Origin of the sequence: Bradyrhizobium sp. 187 (assembly GCF_023101005.1) — a bacterium.
GTDB classification, from domain to species: domain Bacteria; phylum Pseudomonadota; class Alphaproteobacteria; order Rhizobiales; family Xanthobacteraceae; genus Bradyrhizobium; species Bradyrhizobium canariense_D.
In genome coordinates, this window is the sequence record NZ_CP064693.1 from 5,192,289 (window position 1) to 5,211,352 (window position 19,064).

At 62.7% G+C, this 19,064-nt stretch carries 18 protein-coding genes; 14 read left to right on the plus strand and 4 right to left on the minus strand.

The genetic code is table 11. The annotated features are described in order from the left end of the window. Genes IVB19_RS25090 through neuB form a run of 3 tightly spaced genes read left to right on the plus strand, consistent with a single transcriptional unit; the run spans position 1 to position 3,438 of the window. The gene (locus tag IVB19_RS25090; RefSeq protein WP_247819976.1) at positions 1–1,200 is read left to right on the plus strand and encodes a LegC family aminotransferase; all 1,200 of its coding nucleotides are present in this window, start codon (positions 1–3) and stop codon (positions 1,198–1,200) included. After that, complete coding sequence (gene neuC, locus IVB19_RS25095; RefSeq protein WP_247819977.1) at positions 1,193–2,371, plus strand: UDP-N-acetylglucosamine 2-epimerase; 1,179 nt, start codon at positions 1,193–1,195, stop codon at positions 2,369–2,371. Before IVB19_RS25090 ends, neuC begins: the two co-directional genes overlap by 8 nt. Continuing rightward, entirely contained in the window at positions 2,368–3,438 is a 1,071-nt protein-coding gene (neuB, locus tag IVB19_RS25100) for an N-acetylneuraminate synthase (protein WP_247819978.1), read from the plus strand. Before neuC ends, neuB begins: the two co-directional genes overlap by 4 nt. Here neuB and IVB19_RS25105 read toward each other — a convergent pair. Beyond that, positions 3,435–4,046 carry an acetyltransferase gene (locus IVB19_RS25105; RefSeq protein ID WP_247819979.1) on the minus strand — a complete coding sequence of 204 codons (612 nt, stop codon included), beginning with the start codon at positions 4,044–4,046 and terminating at the stop codon, positions 3,435–3,437. The two genes, neuB and IVB19_RS25105, sit on opposite strands and share 4 nt — an antisense overlap. A gap of 197 nt (positions 4,047–4,243) precedes the next feature. On the opposite strand from IVB19_RS25105, the gene IVB19_RS25110 reads away from it, so the two are divergent. The 11 genes from IVB19_RS25110 (at position 4,244) to IVB19_RS25160 (ending at position 16,329) form a co-directional block, all read left to right on the plus strand. Then, positions 4,244–5,293: a nucleotidyltransferase family protein gene (locus IVB19_RS25110; RefSeq protein WP_247819980.1), complete on the plus strand. Its 1,050-nt coding sequence runs from the start codon at positions 4,244–4,246 to the stop codon at positions 5,291–5,293. Continuing rightward, on the plus strand, positions 5,290–6,198 hold the full coding sequence (locus IVB19_RS25115) for a Gfo/Idh/MocA family protein (RefSeq protein ID WP_247819981.1): 909 nt from the start codon (positions 5,290–5,292) through the stop codon (positions 6,196–6,198). The genes IVB19_RS25110 and IVB19_RS25115 overlap by 4 nt, the downstream gene beginning before the upstream one ends. After that, positions 6,195–6,896 (plus strand): acylneuraminate cytidylyltransferase family protein, encoded by a 702-nt coding sequence (locus IVB19_RS25120; RefSeq protein WP_247819982.1) that lies wholly within the window; start codon positions 6,195–6,197, stop codon positions 6,894–6,896. Before IVB19_RS25115 ends, IVB19_RS25120 begins: the two co-directional genes overlap by 4 nt. A gap of 13 nt (positions 6,897–6,909) precedes the next feature. Further along, complete coding sequence (locus IVB19_RS25125) at positions 6,910–7,731, plus strand: SDR family oxidoreductase (RefSeq protein ID WP_247819983.1); 822 nt, start codon at positions 6,910–6,912, stop codon at positions 7,729–7,731. 13 nt (positions 7,732–7,744) lie between these two features. Continuing rightward, positions 7,745–9,280 (plus strand): lipopolysaccharide biosynthesis protein, encoded by a 1,536-nt coding sequence (locus tag IVB19_RS25130; protein ID WP_247819984.1) that lies wholly within the window; start codon positions 7,745–7,747, stop codon positions 9,278–9,280. A 62-nt stretch (positions 9,281–9,342) separates the two neighbouring features. Beyond that, positions 9,343–10,269, plus strand: a complete 927-nt coding sequence (locus IVB19_RS25135; RefSeq protein WP_247819985.1) for a phytanoyl-CoA dioxygenase family protein — start codon at positions 9,343–9,345, stop codon at positions 10,267–10,269. A 25-nt stretch (positions 10,270–10,294) separates the two neighbouring features. Beyond that, on the plus strand, positions 10,295–11,689 hold the full coding sequence (locus tag IVB19_RS25140; protein WP_247819986.1) for a surface carbohydrate biosynthesis protein: 1,395 nt from the start codon (positions 10,295–10,297) through the stop codon (positions 11,687–11,689). Then, positions 11,686–13,089 carry a capsular polysaccharide export protein, LipB/KpsS family gene (locus IVB19_RS25145; RefSeq protein WP_247819987.1) on the plus strand — a complete coding sequence of 468 codons (1,404 nt, stop codon included), beginning with the start codon at positions 11,686–11,688 and terminating at the stop codon, positions 13,087–13,089. Before IVB19_RS25140 ends, IVB19_RS25145 begins: the two co-directional genes overlap by 4 nt. An 8-nt stretch (positions 13,090–13,097) precedes the next feature. After that, on the plus strand, positions 13,098–13,850 hold the full coding sequence (locus tag IVB19_RS25150; RefSeq protein WP_276017442.1) for a glycosyltransferase family 2 protein: 753 nt from the start codon (positions 13,098–13,100) through the stop codon (positions 13,848–13,850). Positions 13,851–13,995: 145 nt separating this feature from the next. After that, positions 13,996–14,958 (plus strand): UDP-glucuronic acid decarboxylase family protein, encoded by a 963-nt coding sequence (locus tag IVB19_RS25155; RefSeq protein WP_247819988.1) that lies wholly within the window; start codon positions 13,996–13,998, stop codon positions 14,956–14,958. A gap of 42 nt (positions 14,959–15,000) precedes the next feature. Beyond that, positions 15,001–16,329 carry a hypothetical protein gene (locus IVB19_RS25160; protein ID WP_247819989.1) on the plus strand — a complete coding sequence of 443 codons (1,329 nt, stop codon included), beginning with the start codon at positions 15,001–15,003 and terminating at the stop codon, positions 16,327–16,329. A 20-nt stretch (positions 16,330–16,349) separates the two neighbouring features. Here the strand turns inward: IVB19_RS25160 and IVB19_RS25165 are convergent, their stop codons facing one another. The 3 genes from IVB19_RS25165 to IVB19_RS25175 are packed head-to-tail and all read right to left on the minus strand — an operon-like array spanning position 16,350 to position 18,981. Then, positions 16,350–17,453, minus strand: coding sequence for a DegT/DnrJ/EryC1/StrS family aminotransferase (locus tag IVB19_RS25165; protein ID WP_256474561.1), 1,104 nt, complete (start codon positions 17,451–17,453; stop codon positions 16,350–16,352). Positions 17,454–17,461: 8 nt separating this feature from the next. Then, positions 17,462–17,923 (minus strand): acyltransferase, encoded by a 462-nt coding sequence (locus IVB19_RS25170; protein ID WP_027566756.1) that lies wholly within the window; start codon positions 17,921–17,923, stop codon positions 17,462–17,464. Continuing rightward, positions 17,920–18,981, minus strand: a complete 1,062-nt coding sequence (locus tag IVB19_RS25175; RefSeq protein ID WP_247819991.1) for a Gfo/Idh/MocA family protein — start codon at positions 18,979–18,981, stop codon at positions 17,920–17,922. Before IVB19_RS25175 ends, IVB19_RS25170 begins: the two co-directional genes overlap by 4 nt. Positions 18,982–19,064 lie beyond the last annotated feature (83 nt).

Here is a 19,064-nt window from a genome sequence, read left to right on the forward strand (position 1 = left end):
ATGGTGGACACACCCGCAACCAGGTCAGACTTCGAACCCAAGACCATCGTCGATGCCGTACGGCGCGCTGTGGGAACACCCAACGGAATTCTCGGCCTGCACGAGCCGGTGTTCGCGGGAAACGAGATCGCCTATCTCGAAGAGTGCATCAAGAGCACCTTCGTCTCCTCCGTCGGGCCGTTCGTCGATCGGTTCGAACGCATGCTGGAGGAGGTCACCGGCGCCAAGCGCGCGGTGGCCGTCGTCAACGGCACTGCCGCGCTGCATGCCTGCTTCCGCCTCGCCGGCGTCGAGCCTGGCGACGAGGTCATTTCGCCAGCGCTAACTTTCATCGCGACGACCAATGCGATCGCCTATTGCGGCGCAACGCCGCATTTCGTCGACAGCTCGCTCGTCACGCTCGGCATGGATGCTCGCGCACTCGCCACGCGGCTCGACGAGATCGCCGAGCGCACCGCCAAGGGGACGGTCAATCGCGAGACCGGGCGCCGCATCGCCGCGATCGCGCCGATGCACACGTTCGGGCATCCGGTCGAGCTCGACGAGATTGCCGCGACCGCCCGCGAGTGGGGCGTTGCGCTGGTGGAGGACGCCGCAGAATCGCTGGGCTCGACCTACAAGGGGCACGCAGTCGGATCGCAGACGCGGCTCGCGGCGCTGAGCTTCAACGGCAACAAGATCGTCACCACCGGCGGCGGCGGCGCTATCCTCACCAATGACGAGGAACTGGGGCGCCGTGCCAAGCATCTCACCACCACCGCGAAGCTGCCGCACAAATGGGCGTTCGTGCACGACGAGATCGGCTTCAACTACCGCCTGCCCAATTTGAATGCCGCTCTCGGCTGCGCCCAGCTCGAGCAGCTCGACGGTTTTTTGTCGAGCAAGCGCAAGCTTGCCTTGGCCTATGAACGCGCCTTCGCGGATATTCCCGGAATCCGCTTCTCGCGCGAGCCAAAGGACACCACGAGCAATTACTGGCTGAACGCGATCCTGCTCGACGAGAACAATGCCGATCGGCGCGACGATCTGCTCGCCGCGCTCAACGACGCCGGCTTCGGCGCGCGTCCGGCCTGGACCTTGATGCACAAGCTGCCGATGTTCGCACAGAACCCGCGCGGCGATCTCTCGGCCGCCGAGTCGATCGAACGCCGGTTGATCAACCTGCCGAGCAGCGCCAGCATTAGGGTCCGCGATGAATAGTGTCGCGCGAAAAATCTGCTTCGTTACCGGTAGCCGTGCTGATTTCGGGCTGCTGGTCTGGCCGATGCGCGCAATCCGCGAGACGCCCGGCTTGACGCTTCAGCTCGTCGCCACCGGCATGCACCTCGCGCCGGAGTTCGGCTATACCTTCAATGCTATCCGCGACGAGGGGTTCGAGGTCGACGAGCGTATCGAGACGCTGCTCAGCAGCGACACCGGGGCCGGCGTCGCGAAATCGGTCGGCCTCGGCGTCATCGGCTTTGCCGATGCCTTCACGCGGCTAGGACCGGATCTCGTGGTCGCCCTCGGCGACCGCTTCGAGATGTTCGCGGCCGCGCAGGCGGCGATGTTCATGCGGCTGCCGATGGCGCATTTGTTCGGCGGCGATGTCACTGAGGGCGCAGTGGACGAGTCCATCCGTCACGCCATCAGCAAGATGTCGCATCTGCATTTCACCAGCAACCCGGGCTCGACGCGGCGGCTGATACAGCTCGGCGAGCATCCGTCGCGCATTCACACCATCGGCTCGGTTGGCATCGATGCCATCAAGCATCTCGCCCTCATGGACCGCGACGACATCGGCCGCGCGATCGGGATGCCGCTCGGTGCGCGCAACGCGCTCATCACGTTCCACCCCGTCACGGTCGAGACCGGGCGCTCGGTGGCCGAACTGGACGAGCTGTTCGCGGCATTGTCGGCGCTCGATCCCGGCTTTCGTTTCGTGTTCACCCTCGCCAACGCCGATGCCGAGGGCCGCGCGTTGAACGCACGGATCGAAGCTTTTGCGGCGGGCCGGCCGAACACGATCGCGGTCGCCTCGCTCGGACAGCTCCGCTACCTCAGCCTGATGAGCCAGGTGGACCTGGTGATCGGCAATTCCTCGAGCGGCGTGCTCGAAGCGCCTTCCTTCGGCGTTCCCACGGTCGATATCGGCGATCGTCAGAAGGGACGTGAACGAGCGGCATCGGTATTTCACGCAGCGCCCAAGCGCGATTCGATAGAAGCCGCCATCTCGGCGGCTCTCCAGCGCGGCCGTCAAGCCACCGTCAACCCTTACGGGGACGGTGAATCCAGTCGCCGATTTGCCGACATCGTCGCCGGCATCCCCGATTTCAGGCAGCTTCTGGCGAAGGGCTTTTATGACCTTCCGGCAAGTGGAGCGCGGCCATGACGACGCACACACTGATCATCGCGGAAGCCGGCGTCAATCATGATGGCAGCCTGGAGAAAGCGCTGGCGCTGGTGGACGCGGCCGCCGACGCCGGCGCCGACATCGTCAAGTTCCAGACCTTCAATGCGAAGGCATTGGCGGACGGTGCGGCGAAGAAGGCTGAGTATCAGCAGCGCACGACAAACGCGGCTGAGAGCCAGCTTGCCATGCTGGAACGGCTCGAACTGCCACAAGCCGCGCACCACACGCTGATCGCGCGCGCCAGGGAGCGCGGCATCGAGTTCCTGTCGACGCCTTTCGACGACGCCTCGCTTGCCTTTCTTGTGTCGCTGAAACTGCCGCGCATCAAGATCGGATCAGGCGATCTCACCAATGCGCCGCTGCTGCATGCGGCCGCGAAGGCTGGCGCGACGCTGATCCTGTCGACCGGCATGGCAACGCTCGGCGAGATCGAGGACGCGCTCGGCGTACTGGCTCATGGCTACGGCGAGCGCAACGATCCGCCCGGCATTGCCTCCTTCCGCGCGGCGTGGCGCGATCCGGCGGCACGCACAGCGCTTGCGCGGCACGTCAGCCTGCTCCACTGCACGACCGAATATCCCTGCCCCATAGCGGATGTGAACCTTGCCGCAATGGCGACAATGCGCTCCGCGTTCCAGCTCCCGGTCGGATATTCCGATCACACCGATGGCTTCGAGGTTTCAGTGGCCGCGGTCGCGCTCGGCGCCACAACAATCGAAAAGCACCTGACGCTGGATCGTAACGCCACAGGCCCCGACCACGCGGCCTCGCTGGAGCCGGACGACTTCAAGCAAATGGTTGCGGCCATCCGCAACGTGGAGCGTGCGCTCGGCGACGGCGTGAAGGCTCCGAAAGAGTCCGAGATCAGGAACGTGCCGGTGGCGCGCAAGAGCATCGTGGCGGCGCGTGCGCTGAAGGCCGGCGAAACCATCGGCCCCGCCGATATCACGACCAAGCGGCCCGGTGCGGGCCGGCCGCCGATCGAGTACTGGTCGCTGATCGGGACGGCAGTGCCGCGCGCGCTCGATCCGGACGATCCGGTCTAGCCTTGCGGCTTTGCCGGAATGCCGCGAAGGACAGATCCTGGCGGGCATGGGGCCGTGACCACCGATCCCATCGCAATCAGCGTGTCGTTGCCGATCGCGATGTGGTCCCTGATCCGGCTGCCGAGACCGACGAAGCAGTTCTCGCCGATCTCTGCGCCGCCGCCGACCACGGTTCCCGGTGAAAGATGCGTACAGTCGCCGATCCGTACGTCATGCTCGACGACGACAGCGGAATTGATGATGCAGTGATTGCCAATCCGGCTTCGTGCATTGACGATCGCGCCAGGCATGATGACAGTGCCTGCACCAATCCCGGCTGAGGGCGAGACGATCGCGCGCGGATGAATCACCGTCGCCCAGCGCTTGACCTGCATGCGGCCGATCATCTGCCGGCGTGCGGGTCCCGCCTGCATCGTTCCGATACCGATCACGAAGGCCGCGTCCGGATAGTTCGGCGCAGCATCGTCGGTTCCGAGATAGCTGACGTCGCCCAGTGTCGCGGGCTGGCGATCGAGGAACCCGACTACCTTGAATCGACCGGACAACAGCGCCGCCTCGTAGACCATAAAGGCGTGTTCGCCGCCGCCCACGATGATGAGATCGTCCATGCCGATTCCCCTGCGCTGCACAACCTTAGCGGCCGGACGGCGGGCCTACAAACCGTTGATTCGAACCGCGAAAAGCTGAGGTTAACGGGCCCCCCGAGGAAACGCGGTTGGGGTTGACGTCGCGTCTCGCAGCCGCGATATAGCAGACCTAAGCCGCGGGCGGCCCCGAAATCCGGCGTATACGAGGCAGAATTGCCATGAAATCCTGGCGTAAGGCCGTCGTTGGAACGCAGGCGACCGTGGGCGAGGCCATTGCCGCCATCGAGAGCGGAAGCATCCAGATTGCGCTCGTGCTCGACGACCAGAATCGCCTTCTGGGCGTGGTCACCGACGGTGACGTGAGGCGTGGCCTATTGCGCGGCATCCCTCTCGCCGGACTTGCGACCGACATCATGAGCCGTGCGCCAGTGTCGGCTCCTGCGGCGCTGCCGCGGGAGGACCGCCTGCAACTGATGCGGCAGAAATCGATCAAGCAGCTCCCGCTCGTCGACGAAGGCGGGCATCTGGTCTTGGTTGAGACCCTCGATGAATTGCTCGAACCGCGCCACTATCCCAATCCGGTGCTGATTATGGCGGGCGGCCTCGGCGAACGCCTGGGCGCGCTGACCCGCGAGGTGCCGAAGCCGATGCTCAACGTCGGCGGCCGGCCGCTGCTCGAGACGATCGTTCGCAACGTCGTGCAGCAGGGTTTTGGCAACATTTTCATCTCGGTCAACTACAAGGCCGAGACAATCAAAGATTACTTTGCCGACGGCACCGCCTTCGGCGCCAATATCCAGTACATACACGAAACGGAACGCCTGGGAACCGCAGGCGCGCTCGGACTCTTCCCGACGCCACCGGCTCTGCCGATGATCGTCACCAACGGCGATATTCTCACCACGATAGACTACCGGGCTCTTCTCGAGTTCCACAACGGAACGCCGGCGGAAGCGACGATGGCCGTCCGCGAGCACAAGGTGCACGTACCGTATGGCGTGGTTTCCACGTCGGAGGGCTTTCTCGATGCCATCCGCGAGAAGCCGACCGAGAGCTGGTTCGTCAGTGCTGGCATCTATGTGATCGGCAGCTCCGTCTTTCGCCATGTCGCACCGGGCGTCAGCGTCGATATGCCGACCGTGCTGGAGCGCGTGATCGCCGGCGAGGGACGCGTCGCGGTCTATCCGATCCGCGAATATTGGCTCGACATCGGTCGTCTGGAGGATTTCGAGCAGGCGCATGCGGAATTTCACGAGGTCTTCCCGTGACATCGACAACCGCCGTCGTGGTCGGCCTCGGCTCGATTGGCACAAGGCATGCGCGCGTCCTGCGAGAGATGGGGCTTCGTGTCGTGACTGTCAGCCGCCGCGAAGGCGGCGACTACGGGGCCATTGCGCAGGCCATCGCCGGCGCAAATCCCGACTATGCGGTGATCGCCACCGAGACTGCGCGCCATGCAGACGACCTGCAAGAGCTCGCGCAGGCCGGTTTCCATGGCAAAGTCCTTGTCGAAAAACCGTTATTCCCAGCGCCGGCGCCGCCGCCGAAATATCCGTTTTCCCATGTCAGCGTCGGGTACAATCTGCGCTTTCACCCCGTGATGACCGCGCTCGCCGAAAGCTTGCGCGGGCGCGAAGTCATCACGGTCGCCGCCTATGTCGGCCAGGACATCAGGGACTGGCGGCCCGGCCGCGATCATCGTGCGACCGCTTCCGCCACGGCTGAGGCCGGAGGCGGCGTGCTGCGGGATCTCAGCCACGAACTGGACTATCTCTTGTGGCTGTTCGGGCCGTGGCATCGCGTCGCGGCGCTCGGCGGCGCGTCCGGCGCGCGCGATATCGACGTTGACGACCACCTCGACCTGCTGCTCGATATGCAGCGGGCACCATCTGTCCACGTCCACATGGACTATCTCGACCGTCAGGGCGTTCGCCGCATTCGCGTCAATGTCGACGACGACACCATCGAGGCCGATCTCGTCGGCAGCCGACTTGTTGTCAATGGTAAGGGGACGGAGATACGCAGCGAGCGCGATCAAACCTATCGCGACATGCATGTCGCGGCGATGCATGGCGCGAGGCCCGCCTGCTCGCTGCCCGAGGCGCTCGGCGTCGTACATCTTATCGACGCCAGCGAGCGTGCTCTGCGCACCAAGTCCTGGATATCGCCATGACTCTGCTCTGCACGATCTGCGCGCGGGGTGGCTCGAAAGGAGTCGTCGGCAAGAATGCTCGCGAACTCGTGGGCAAGCCCGTGCTCGCGTGGAGCATCGAGCAGGCGCGCGAGACCGGCCTGTTCGACGCGATCGCCTTCAGCAGTGATTCTGAAGCTCTGCTCGAGGCCGCGCTGAAGGCAGGCGCCGACATCGCGGTGAAGCGTCCGGATGAGATGGCGACCGATACCGCGCCGAAGCTGCCGGCGATCCGCCATTGTCTCGAGCAGGCCATCGCACAAACGGGCAAGATGCCCGAGATTTTCGTCGATCTCGACGTCACCTCGCCGCTCAGGCTCGCCTCCGACATCGCCGGTGCGGTTGCACTGCTGCGCGAGAGCGACGCCCGCAATGTTATCACCGGCGCGCCTGCACGCCGCTCGCCCTATTTCAACCTGGTCGAGCAGCGCACCGATGGCAGCGTTGGCCTCTCCAAATCCGCCAATCCTCCAATCACGCGCCGGCAGGATGCGCCGCGCTGCTTCGACATGAACGCATCGATCTACGTTTGGCGCGTCGAGGCCTTCCTGGCGCAGCCCGCCGTCTTCTATCCGGACACACGCCTGTTCGAGATGCCGGAAGAGCGCTCGATCGACATCGATTCCGATCTCGACTTTGCGCTGGTGGACCTGTTGCTGCGCCAGCGACTGCCGGCCTGAGGGGGCTTAAGCGATGACCACGAGCTTCAAGGCTCTGTTCGATCTCACCGGCCGCACTGCCGTCGTCACCGGCGGCTGCGGCATCCTCGGCCGTCGCTTCGCCGAGGGCCTCGCCGAGTTCGGTGCCAATGTCGCGATTGTCGATCTCGACCAGGCCGCGACCGATGCGGCGGCAGCCGACGTCACGTCGCGCCACGCCGTCCGCACCAGAGGTTATGGCTGCGACATCACCCAGCCCGACGCCGTGCGCAACACGGCCGATGCGATCGAAGCCGACCTCGGACCGGTCTCTATCCTGCTCAACAATGCCGCGAGCAAGACCCGCGACGTCGACGCATTCTTCGCACCCGTCGAGAAGTTTTCGTTGGAGACCTGGCGTGAGATCATGGCGGTCAATCTCGACGGCATGTTCAACGTCGCCCAGGCCTTCGGCGGTCGAATGGCCGAACGCGGCTACGGGGCTATCGTGCAGACCGCCTCGATCTACGGTCTGATGGCGCCCGACCAGCGCATCTACGAAGGCTCCGAATATCTCGGTCGCGCCATCAATACGCCCGCGGTGTACACGGCGTCCAAGGCCGGCGTCATCGGACTGACCAAGCATCTGGCGACCTATTGGGCGGCGAAAGGCGTTCGCGTCAACACGCTCACCCCGGGCGGCGTGGAGAGCGGGCAAAACGAAACTTTCAAGGCACGCTACGGGGCCCGCATTCCGCTCGGCCGGATGGCCCGCGCGGACGAGATGGTGGGCGCAATGCTTTTCCTGGTGTCCGACGCGGCATCCTATGTCACCGGACAGAACATCGCCGTCGACGGCGGCCTGACCGCGTGGTGAGACGAGCTATGCGATGCTGAGGCGCCTCATCCAGAATACGCTCGTATCGGCGATCGTCTTCGGTCTTGTCGCAATCCTCGGCATTGTGGTCATCCCGATTATTATTCGCACCTGGGGCGTTGCAGAGTTCGGCCTGATCGTTCTCACCCGCCTTTTCTTGCCGTCTGGCCTGATTGGCGTCATCGATTTCGGTCTGCCAGAGGTAACGACGCAGGTCGTGGCACGCGCCAGGGAGCACCGGGACTGGCGTCTGGCCGGCAGCCAAATTCTTTTGTTAGCAGCGGTCTCCATTCTTCTCGCAATCGTCGTTAGCCTCGCGATGTGGTTGGCAGCCCCCCTGATCGTCGCCCAGTTCAAGGTCGAGTCGGCCCACACCGCAAGTTTTACTAACATGTTGCTAGCGACGGCCGCGAGCAACATCTTGCTCTTTCCGGCCCTCGTCTGGGAAGGCATCGTCAAGGGCTTCGAACGTTACGGGTTGTTGCGACTTTGCGAATTTTTGACAACCTCGCTCTACGTAGGCGCTACCATTTACGCGGCGAAATCTGACCAACCCTACGAAGTGGTGACGTACTGTTTCCTTGGGAGTGCTCTGCTGCGCGCAGTGATCCTTCTCATCGCCGCGATCGCTGCTCTCGGACGCACGCGAATCAAGTTGTCACCGCTTGGAAGGGAAGCCAACCGGGAACTCATGACGCGTTGTATATTGGTAATGCAGGGTAAGTTGATCGGCGGAATCATAGCTCCGATCCAGCCATTCCTGATCGGTGTATATCTCGGGCCGCAGAGCGTTGGCATCTACGATACCTTGGTCAGAATACCGCGGCTGGCAAAAGTCGTCGCGAGTTTACTAATCTCGGCAATGCTGCCGGTCGTAAGCCGGCTCGATCAGCGTAACAACCACGGGCAGTTCAACAAATTTGGTGAAGCCGGAATCATGATGCTGCCCATCGTGACCGTGCCCCCCTTTGTCGCTGCGGCGGTGATATCGCCCGCCATCATGCAGCTGTGGATCGGACCACAGATCGTTCCTTACGCCTACTGGATGGGCATTATGTTCGTGGTCACGATGTCGTTCCAGTACATCATTTTCGGCAATACTCTGTTCATGACGCGGACCAAGGTTCAGCGTCAATTGAACATGTTGATGATGATTCATCTGGTGATTTGGGCGGTGGTAACACTCGCGACGGTCCATCTCCTCGCAGAGCGGGCGTTCATTCTCGGTCAGACCATTGGAACCGCTGCGATTGTGCCCTGGCAACTTATGATCTTTGTCAGAGAACTTGAGATAGATTCGAAGGCCTTCTGGCTGGCGATCGTCGCCCATTGGTCCATACTCATCGTCGGCGGACTTTCCCTCGCTGCCATCCTTTTGGTCGTGCCTAACCAAGACATGCTCACCCTTACAGGGCTTATGGTTGCATTTTGCGCTGCCACATGGGTTGCTCAGTATTTTATGGTCTTGAGTGCGAAGCAACGCGCGATGATTGGCGCACTGGGACGGAGCTATTTCAGTCGAAAGGGCACCTCCCCGGCGGCACTTTAGGGTAGCAAAAGCGGGGGCCCGAGGTTAAAGAAACCTGCTTTACTGGGATCGGACAACCTCATATGACGACCATCGATGCAGGTGTCAAAACACCGAAGAAGCCGAAGATCAGCCAATTTCGCCGCCTTCTTTGGCACGTTAATCGGACCGATCTTGGATGGGTGCTCAAAGCCGGTCTGACGAGTCTGCAACTGCCGGCACGAGCGAAGCGAATCGCCCTGCTCAAGCAGCTTCCGGTCAAGCCGGAATGGGCCGAAGCAAGCCGCAAGCTCAACGAAGACGGCTACGTCGACGTGTCCACAATCGTCGAATGCGGCCTGGCCGAGGCGGTCGCCGCCGTCGCCGACGCCAAAATGAGCCGGCTCAACGAACTCTCCGGCAAGCAGCAGCTTGGACACAAATCGTTCTGGGTTAGCCTCCTTGATGAGGATCTCGTCGACGGCGCGTTCGCGACCGACCATCCCTTTGTGCGTTATGCGCTACAACCCGCGGCGCTTCGCATCATTGGCGATTTCATGCACGATTTGCCGCAGCTCTCCGACGTGCTGCTGACCTTGTCGCAGCCGACACCAAGCAAGACCCTGAGCTATTCGCAGCTCTGGCACCTCGATCACGACGACAAGCGCGTCTGCAAGCTTTTCATCTATCTGACGGATGTCCGCGACACCGCCGACGGCCCGTTCACCTTCATTCCGGCAGGCCCCTCCAAACCGTTCCGCAACACGCTGAAGAGCCACATGACCGACCAACAGGTGTTCGCCAAGACCGGGCCCGATGCGGTGAAGGAGATGGTGGCGCCGCGCCTGTCGTCGTTCATCGTCAATACGGCCCGCTGCCTGCATATGGGCAGCCGGATTCAGTCCGATCGCAACCGCCTGCTGTATACCGCAACCTATATACAACAGCCGCGCATCTACCCCGAACCGGCTCCGCGCTTCCGGGCAGCCGGGCAGCTCACGGATATCGATCGCGCCGTGATGCGCCTCTGAATCGGGTCTGCCGGGAGCCACGATCTTGCGCATAGGCCTGGTGGTCGATCACCCCAAGCGTGACCTGCCGGGGGCAGTCATGCTCGGTTATCAACTCGCGCGGCGCGGCGCCTCCGTCGTGTTGGTGCCGATGTACGAGCAGGCGGTCGATGTGCCGCGGCTCGGGCTCGACGCCCTGGTCGTCAACTACGCGCGCCCGGCCACTCTCGACCTGATGCGCAGCTTTGCCAAAGCCGGCCTCGCGCTGTACGTGCTCGACACCGAAGGCGGCGTGCTCGCGGAAAAGGGCGGCAACTCGCCGCCCGCGATGGCCATGCACATCAAGGACAGTGGCTACGCCGACATCTTGGCGGGCTATTTCTTCTGGGGCAGCCGGCTGCGTGACGCGTTCCTCGCGGCCGGGACCATGCTGCCGGAGCAGCTTCACCTCACCGGCTGCCCGCGCTTCGATTTTGCAGCCTCACGCTGGCGTGCGCTGCTCGACGGTGAACCGCGCGGCTATCTGCTCGTCAACGCCAACTTCCCGCTGGTCAACTCGCGCTTCACCGGCAAGCCGGGTGGGGAGCGCGAGGCGATGGTACGAGCCGGTTGGGACGGTGCCTATGTCGATCGCTTCATCGCGGATTTGAAGCAGGTGTTCACGAACTATCTCGCCGAGATCGGGCGGCTCGCCGCAGCGCGGCCTGACCGCAAAATTCTGGTACGTCCGCATCCCTTCGAGAGCGAGGAGGTCTATCGCAACGCGCTCTCGCGCCATGCCAACGTCGTGATCGACGGCACCGGCAGCGTGCTAGACCGCATCCGCAACGCGGCCGCGATCATTCATCTCAACTGCGGGACGGCCGTCGAATCGGTATTGCTCGGAAAGCTGCCGCTTCAGCTCCAATATCTGAGCACACCGACCACCGCGGGTCATGCCGGGCTGCCCGCGCGCGTGAGCCGGCAGGTGGCCTCCTTCGACGAGCTGCTTGGCGCGATCGACCACGTCGAGCGCGAAACCGGGACCTTCGATTTCGCCGGCGTCCACGCCGCCGACATCGAGCCTTTCTTCCATCTCAACGACGGACAGGCGGCCGATCGTGTCGCAGATGTCCTGATTGGCGCCCAAGGCTCGCGGAGACCTTACGTGTCTCTGCTTGCGACCGTGAAGGGCACGCGCGCCAGGCCGAGCCTCGGTCAGATTGTCAAGGGCGCCGCGAGCGCCGCGCTCGGCTCGGCCGTCACCGAGCGGCTGCGCAGCCGGTTCAATCCAGCCCGGCGCGACAAGCGGATCGAGCCCGTCTTCGTCAAAACCCTGCTTCAGCGGATCGCAACTCATGATCGCGCGAGCCCGTTGCAATTTAGAGCGCGACGCGCGCATTGCGTGACGACGGGTTTGCCGCTCGCGAGCGTTGCGATCGACCAGGTCTTAGAGCAATGACCACATCTGCAAAGACCGTACTCATCACCACGCTCGCCGAATACCAGACCAGGTTCTGGATTCCGGTCGCGCAGCTGCTGCGCGCGGCAGGCCATGATGTCGAATTGCTCGCCTTCGACGATCGCAGCGCGGAGATTTCGGCCGCTGCAGGCGTGCCGGTCACGAACATGTATCGCGAGGGACGCAGGGCCGGCCCCCCACCCGACGACCGCGAGGCGTTCGACGCGCGCGTTGCTGCCTATGGGCTCTACGGGACCAATTTCCTGTTCAGCCACGAGCGTTTCACTTTCGGCATCCGCGACACGGCCGCACTGCGTCGGCGCTTCATGATCTATGCCAACGCCATGGAGGCGCTGCTCGACCGGCTGGAGGCGCAAGGCACGCGCGCCGAGCTGGTGCAGGAGCTCGGCGGCTTTCTCTCGGTCATCGCGAGCTTCTACGCCGCAAGGCGCCGCAATATCCGCAACTGGTTCATCGAACCGTCGTTCTTCCGCGGCCGCATGTATTTTACGCCCGATAGTCTCGCGGCGCCCGACGTGATGGCGACGCCGGCAGATACGGTGTCATCAGAGGTGCGCGCCTATCTGGACGACACGCTGACGCAGCGTGCCATCGTCATCCCCAAGAAGGATCAGCACCATTATTCGGCGGCCTTCAAGAAGGTCGTGAACCTGCGCAATGCCCACCGTCTTGTCGAAAAACTCTGGGACCAGTTTGCGCTCGGCAAGCACCAGGAGTTCGGGCACAATCTGCGCCACGCGCGTGTTCATGCGGCAATGGCGCTCAACGCAACGCGACTGCGCAAGCTCTATCGTCCGCTTCCTGAAACGCCCTTCGTCTACTACCCTTTCCACGTCCCGGCCGACATGGCGCTGACGTTGCGCTCGCCGGATTATCTCGACCAGGTCGCCACCGTCGACTTCCTACTGCGCACGATTCCGGATTCGCATGTGCTCGTGGTCAAGGAACACCCTGCCCAGATCGGCGCGATCGCAGCTTCGCGCCTCTTCGAGCTCGCGCGCCGGTTCGACAATTTCGTGCTGCTGCCGCCGCAGACCAACAACTACACCGTGCTCAATCGCGCCGACGCCGTCATCTCCGTCAACAGCAAGTCGGGCGCCGAAGCACTGCTGCTCGGCAAGCCGGTCGTGGTGATGGGCGATGCGTTCTATCGCTCCTGCCCGCTGGTGTACGCGGTCGACCGCTTGGCCGATGTGCCAGCACGGCTGCGCGAAGCGCTCTCCGCCGGGCCATTCGATCCGGCCAGGGGGGCGCCCTATTTCGAGACTGCCTGGCGCCGGTCTTATCCGGGCGAGCTTTATATCGACGATCCGAAGCTGCTCGACACGTTTGCGGCCTCCTTGCGCGCGGCAATCGCCGCGCCGGCCCGCGTGAACTGAACGGATCCATGATGCCGCTCGTCTCGATCATCACCCCCTCCTGGAACGTCGAAGGCCTGATCGAGGAAACGATTCGCTCGGTGCAGGACCAGACGTTCGCCGATTGGGAGCTCTTGATTGCCGACGACTGCTCGACCGACCGGACGCCAGCGATCATCGCAGCGATCGGCGAGCGCGATCCCCGCGTCAAGCTGATCCGGCAGGCCCGAAATGGCGGCCCGGCGCTCGCCCGCCAAGCCTCGATCGACGCCGCGCAGGGCCGCTATCTCGCCTTCCTCGACAGCGACGATTTGTGGCTGCCGGCGAAGCTCGAACGCCAGCTCGCGTTCGCTCGCGAGAAGCAGGCTGCCCTCAGCTACACCGCGTTCCGCCGCATCGACGAGACCAACACGGTCACCGGCCGCCTGATCGAGGTGCCGGCCTCGCTCACCTATGACCAGCTCCTGAAGAACACCGCGATCGCGACGCTGACAGCGCTGGTCGACCGCGAAATCGCCGGTCCCGTGGTGATGAAGAACGAGGGCTACGACGATTTCTGCTTGTGGCTCTCGATCCTGAAGCGCGGCCATACCGCCTACGGCCTGAACGAGGACCTTGCACGCTACCGCGTCAGGGGCTCTTCGGTCTCCAGCCGCCCGGCGCGTTCCGCCAAATGGGTCTGGCAGATCTACCGCAATGTCGAGCAGCTCTCCCCGATCAGATCGGCCTGGTGCTTTGCCCATTGGAGTGCGCGCGCCTGGCTGAAGCGGCGGGAGTTCTAGCAAAGCCCCCCAAAAAATAGCGAAAACAACCCCATGCACAGTACCGGTATTTAAATACCTGCAACCAGGCCATTTGGCTATTGGCGAGTCCGGCCGTTGCCGATACCACTCAGCGCGCTCCGACGCGGACAATCTGGAATCGATCATGCCGTTTGAAAGCTACAAGAACAGCCGCATCCTCGTGACCGGAGGCGCCGGCTTTATCGGATCCCACCTCTGCGAGCGGTTGCTCGAGACGGGGGCCGAGGTGGTGTCCGTCGACAATTACTTCACCGGCAGCCGGCGCAATATCTCCCATCTGATCGCAAATCCGCTGTTCGAAGCGGTCCGGCACGACGTCACCTTCCCGCTCTACATCGAGGTCGACGCGATCTTCAACCTGGCCTGCCCGGCCTCGCCGATCCACTATCAGCGCGATCCCGTGCAGACCACCAAGACCTCGGTGCACGGCGCCATCAACATGCTCGGTCTCGCCAAGCGGCTCAAGGCGCGCATCTTCCAGGCCTCCACCAGCGAGGTCTACGGCGATCCGCTGATCCATCCCCAGACCGAGGACTATTGGGGCAACGTCAACCCGATCGGCATCCGCTCCTGCTACGACGAAGGCAAGCGCTGCGCCGAAACCCTGTTCTTCGACTATTGGCGTCAGCACGGCCTGCCGATCAAGGTCGCGCGCATTTTCAACACCTACGGCCCGCGCATGCAGCCCAATGACGGGCGCGTGGTGTCGTCCTTCATCGTCCAGGCGCTCAAGGGCGAGCCGATCACAGTGTTCGGCGACGGCGGGCAGACCCGCTCGTTCTGCTATGTCGACGATCTCGTCGAAGCCATCATGCGGCTGATGGCGACCGGCGAGAACACCACCGGACCGATCAACATCGGCAACAATTCGGAGTTCACCATCCGCGAGCTCGCCGAGAAGGTGATCAAGCTCACCGGCTCGCGCTCGCAACTGATCTTCCAGCCGCTGCCGCAGGACGATCCGCGCCAGCGCCAGCCCGACCTCACCAAGGCAAAGGCGGCGCTGGACTGGGAGCCGAAGGTCGCGCTCGAGGACGGGCTGAAGGAGACGATCGCCTATTTCAAGCGAACGCTTGAAATTGCCTGATCCGGTTCCCAACTCCCCTCGCCCGCAGCGAGCCTGTTCATCATGAACGCATCGTCCGTCATCGGAGATCTGCGAGCCCGACTGGATTCGAAAACCGCGCTGGCGGTCCTGGTGCTGCTGCACAGCGCCGTCACCTGTCTGTCGCTGATCAAGGTCGCGGACCATCAATCCTATATCCACTTCAGCCCCGAGCGCATCTGGTTCGCTGTCCTCGTCGCGATATCTTTCTCCATCATCTCGCTGCTGTTCGTCTTCGCCCGCTTCAGTTTCGGCTATTTTGTAGGCTTCTACTTCTATGCGATGATCTTGGGGTTTCTGTGGATCGACGTGTTCTCGGAATACAACTACCCGCATCTGTTCGCAGGCGTCTCGGCGGCGCTGTCGCTCGTACTCCTTTTGGTGCCCGTGCTGTTCGTGAGGGCGCCGTTCCAACCGCCCTTCGTCCTGTCGAAGCCCCATTTCGAGCACCTGCTCACGCTGATCATGGTGATCTCGGCCGGTACCATTGCCGTGGCCTCGGCATATAATTTCCGACTCGTCTCGATCGAGCGCATCTACGACTACCGTAACCTGATCGAGTTCCCGGGAGCGGTGCGATATCTCATGGGCTGGATCTCCAGCACGTTGCTGCCGTTTGCCTTCGCCTGCTACTGGCTGCTTGGATATCGCTCGCGAGCGGCATTCGTTATTGTCCTGCTGCTGCTTTTCTATCCCATCACCCTGACGAAATCGGCCTTTTTCACGCCGATCTGGCTCGCCACGCTGGCCGCAATTTCCAGCATCTGCAAAGCGAGAACATCCGCAATCCTTTCTCTTCTCATTCCAACGCTGGCGGGCGTCATCCTGATAATGATCAGCATCAGTTCCATCGGGCACACGGCCATTTATGCGATCATGGACGTCGCACGCATCCGGCTGTTCGATCTTGTCAACATCCGGATGATGGCGACGCCATCGAGCGCACTCGACATCTACAACCATTTCTTCGCGAGTCACCCCGCGACCTGGTTTTGCCAGATATCGGGGCTCAAGCCGTTGATGCATTGTCCTTACCAGGAACAGCTGGCGATCGTAATGGAGAAGGCCTACGGCTTCGGCAACCTGAATGCCTCGTTGTTTGCGACCGAAGGCGTCGCCTCCGTCGGCCTCTTATTTGCGCCGCTGACCGCCTTTGCGTCGGGTGTCGTGCTTGCGTTCGGCAATCGAACGTCTGCGGGGCTACCGTCCCGTTTCGTGCTGATCTCCGCCGGAGCGGTGCCTCATATTCTGCTCAACGTACCGCTCACGGTCGCCATGGTGACGCACGGCACCGCGCTCCTCTTCCTACTCTGGTATGTGACGCCCCGGAGCATTTTCGAAGAGAAGTCGTAGATTGCGCGTGGCCGAAACAGTCAGGCCGAGAACTCACGCACCGCACGCACCACCTCCTGCTGCTGCAAAGTGGTGATTTCGGCGAACATTGGTAACGACAGGATGCTCTGCTGGTCACCATAGGCATTCGGAAACTGCGCCGGACTGTGCTCCAAGCGTTGATAGGCTGGAAGCAGCGGCAGCGCCGTCGGGTAGTTGATCGCGGTCTGGATCCCCCTGAGGTTCAGATGCGCGGCAAGCTTGTCTCGTTTGGCATGCTTGATTGTATAGAGGTGATAGACGTGGCTTCGCCCGGGCGCCAATTGAGGGACCTGCACACCCTCGATCTGGTTCAGGGCGGCATCATAGAACCTCGCGGCTTCCTGGCGCGCCCGCGTCCAGCCCGTCAGATGCCGCAACTTGGCCGACAGGATCGCGGCTTGCATGCCATCCAGGCGGCTGTTGATACCCTCGATCTGGTGCTGGTGCTTCACGATTCCCCCATGACGGGCTAGCATCGCGATATGCTCGGCAAAGGCCGCATCGCTGGTGACGACGGCCCCGGCATCGCCCATCGCACCGAGATTCTTGCCCGGGTAGAAGGAATAGGTGGCGGCGTCTCCAAACGTTCCGACCATCCGGCCCTTGTAATCCGCCAGATGCGCCTGCGCGCAATCCTCAATCACCCACAACCCGTGCTTCTTCGCGATCGACATGATCGCGTCCATGTCCGCGGGCTGCCCGTAAAGGTGCACCGGAATGATACCAACGGTGCGGGGGGTGATCGCTGCCTCGACTGCCGCGGGATCGATGGTGAAGGTCGACCCGTCGGTGTCGCAGAACTTCACGGCTGCGCCAGCATGCGTAATCATCGCGGAAGTGGAAATCCAGGAATGTGCCGTCGTGATCACCTCATCACCCGACTTCACTTTCAGCGCGCTCATCGCGAGATACAGCGCATCGGTTCCGTTGGCGCATGAGACGCAATGCTCCACGGACGCAGCTTTGGCGAACTCCCGCTCGAACCTCTCGACGTAGGGGCCGCGGATGAAGGCGTTGTCGCGAATCACAGCGGCGATCGCGGCATCGATTTCGCCTTTGATGTTCTGATACTGGAGCTGAAGATCAGCGAAGGGAACCGCCATGTGCGCCTCTACATCCGAAGCCGACGCGCGGGACTTCCGGCGTACACGCCGGCAACAGTGATATCCTTGGTCACCACTGCACCTGCACCGATTACGACGTCGTCGACAATTTGCACCGGCATGATGGTCGCATTCGAGCCGATGGATACCCGATTGCCGATCCTGGTCTCACACCACAACTCCTTGCGGCCACGTGCCGGACCGCCGCTCGCAAACGTATCGTTGATGAACATCACGCCATGGCCGATGAAACAATCCTCACCTACCGTGACGAGCTCGCAGATGAAACTGTGCGATTGCACGCGCGTGCGAGCGCCGATAACGACTCCCTTTTGGATCTCGTTGAACGGCCCGATGAAGCAGCCGTCGCCAATCGTGCAGCCATAGAGGTTGCAGGGCTCAACGACCTTCACGCCAGCGCCAAAGGCGACATCGCGGATTCCGACCTGACGCAGCTCCGGCCGGTTCACGAAGCGACACCCAGCCGGCTACGACGCGGCACGAAGTGGAGCGACACCTCCTGCCCGGTCTCGATCGATTCGTAGAGCGCCGAGATCAACTCCAGGCTCTTGCGACCCTGCAATCCGTCGACCAGCGCTGCGCCGCGATCCGCAAGGCAATCGACGACGTGCTGATAATAGGCCTGATGGCCGAAGCCGTACACGTTCGGCGGGTTGACCGAAAATTTCTCGATCACCTCCTTGTCCGACGGCAGCGCGTCGACGAAAAGCCAGTGCCGGATGTGGTTCATGGCGAAACCGCCGACCTCCACCGTCCCCTTCTCGCCCAGTATCGACAGCGAGCCTTCGAGATCGGCGGGACGCGTGGCCGTCGTCGCCTCGATGATACCCAGCGCACCGCTGCGAAACTTCAGCGTCGCCACCGCCGTATCCTCAGTCTCGATCTTCACGAGCGCGGTAGTGCTACGCGCATGGACGCTGACGACGTCGCCGAAAAACCACTCCAGCATGTCGATGTGGTGACTGGCCTGGTTGGTGAGTACGCCGCCATCATAACCCCACGTACCGCGCCAGGAGTCCTGATCGTAATAGCTCTGGTCGCGGCACCAGCGCACGCGAACGGTGCCGAGGACGAGCTTGCCGAACCGGCCGGCATCGAGCGCCTCCCGCGCCTTCACGATCGGAACGTTGAAACGGTTCTGCTTGACGACGAAGAGTTTTACACCCGCCTCGTCGCAGGCGCGGATCATGTCGTCTGCGTCCTGGAGACGTAGCGCCATCGGCTTTTCGACCACGACATGCTTGCCGGCGCGCGCGCAGGCGATCGCATGCTGAGGATGCAGCCCGCTCGGAGTGAGCACCGCGACGGCGTCGATGTCATCGCGCGACAGCAACTCGTCGATGTCGTCATGCGCGGCGACGGCGAATTTGCTCGCGATCGCATCGGCGCGTGCTCGATCGGAATCGCAGACGGCAACGAGCTTGGCCCCCACGATGTGGTTACCGCCCAACAAGTCGGAATGACGCTTCGCAATGCGCCCGCAGCCGAGCAGGCCGAATCTGATCATCAAGACTTCCCGCCGTCGTCAGAGCGAATGCTCTGGAGGGCTTGAAAGCCCCAAAATACGCATTTTCCGGTGAACCCGAACCT

What these genes read in the sequence shown, in the direction of transcription:
- neuB (WP_247819978.1), top strand. Translation starts at nt 2,368, where the DNA reads ATGACGACGCACACACTGATCATCGCGGAAGCCGGCGTCAATCATGAT.
- IVB19_RS25150 (WP_276017442.1), top strand. Translation starts at nt 13,098, where the DNA reads ATGATGCCGCTCGTCTCGATCATCACCCCCTCCTGGAACGTCGAAGGC.
- IVB19_RS25135 (WP_247819985.1), top strand. Translation starts at nt 9,343, where the DNA reads ATGACGACCATCGATGCAGGTGTCAAAACACCGAAGAAGCCGAAGATC.
- IVB19_RS25175 (WP_247819991.1), bottom strand. Translation starts at nt 18,981, where the DNA reads ATGATCAGATTCGGCCTGCTCGGCTGCGGGCGCATTGCGAAGCGTCAT.
- IVB19_RS25155 (WP_247819988.1), top strand. Translation starts at nt 13,996, where the DNA reads ATGCCGTTTGAAAGCTACAAGAACAGCCGCATCCTCGTGACCGGAGGC.
- neuC (WP_247819977.1), top strand. Translation starts at nt 1,193, where the DNA reads ATGAATAGTGTCGCGCGAAAAATCTGCTTCGTTACCGGTAGCCGTGCT.
- IVB19_RS25120 (WP_247819982.1), top strand. Translation starts at nt 6,195, where the DNA reads ATGACTCTGCTCTGCACGATCTGCGCGCGGGGTGGCTCGAAAGGAGTC.
- IVB19_RS25105 (WP_247819979.1), bottom strand. Translation starts at nt 4,046, where the DNA reads ATGGACGATCTCATCATCGTGGGCGGCGGCGAACACGCCTTTATGGTC.
- IVB19_RS25130 (WP_247819984.1), top strand. Translation starts at nt 7,745, where the DNA reads ATGCTGAGGCGCCTCATCCAGAATACGCTCGTATCGGCGATCGTCTTC.
- IVB19_RS25145 (WP_247819987.1), top strand. Translation starts at nt 11,686, where the DNA reads ATGACCACATCTGCAAAGACCGTACTCATCACCACGCTCGCCGAATAC.
- IVB19_RS25160 (WP_247819989.1), top strand. Translation starts at nt 15,001, where the DNA reads ATGAACGCATCGTCCGTCATCGGAGATCTGCGAGCCCGACTGGATTCG.
- IVB19_RS25165 (WP_256474561.1), bottom strand. Translation starts at nt 17,453, where the DNA reads ATGGCGGTTCCCTTCGCTGATCTTCAGCTCCAGTATCAGAACATCAAA.
- IVB19_RS25125 (WP_247819983.1), top strand. Translation starts at nt 6,910, where the DNA reads ATGACCACGAGCTTCAAGGCTCTGTTCGATCTCACCGGCCGCACTGCC.
- IVB19_RS25090 (WP_247819976.1), top strand. Translation starts at nt 1, where the DNA reads ATGGTGGACACACCCGCAACCAGGTCAGACTTCGAACCCAAGACCATC.
- IVB19_RS25110 (WP_247819980.1), top strand. Translation starts at nt 4,244, where the DNA reads ATGAAATCCTGGCGTAAGGCCGTCGTTGGAACGCAGGCGACCGTGGGC.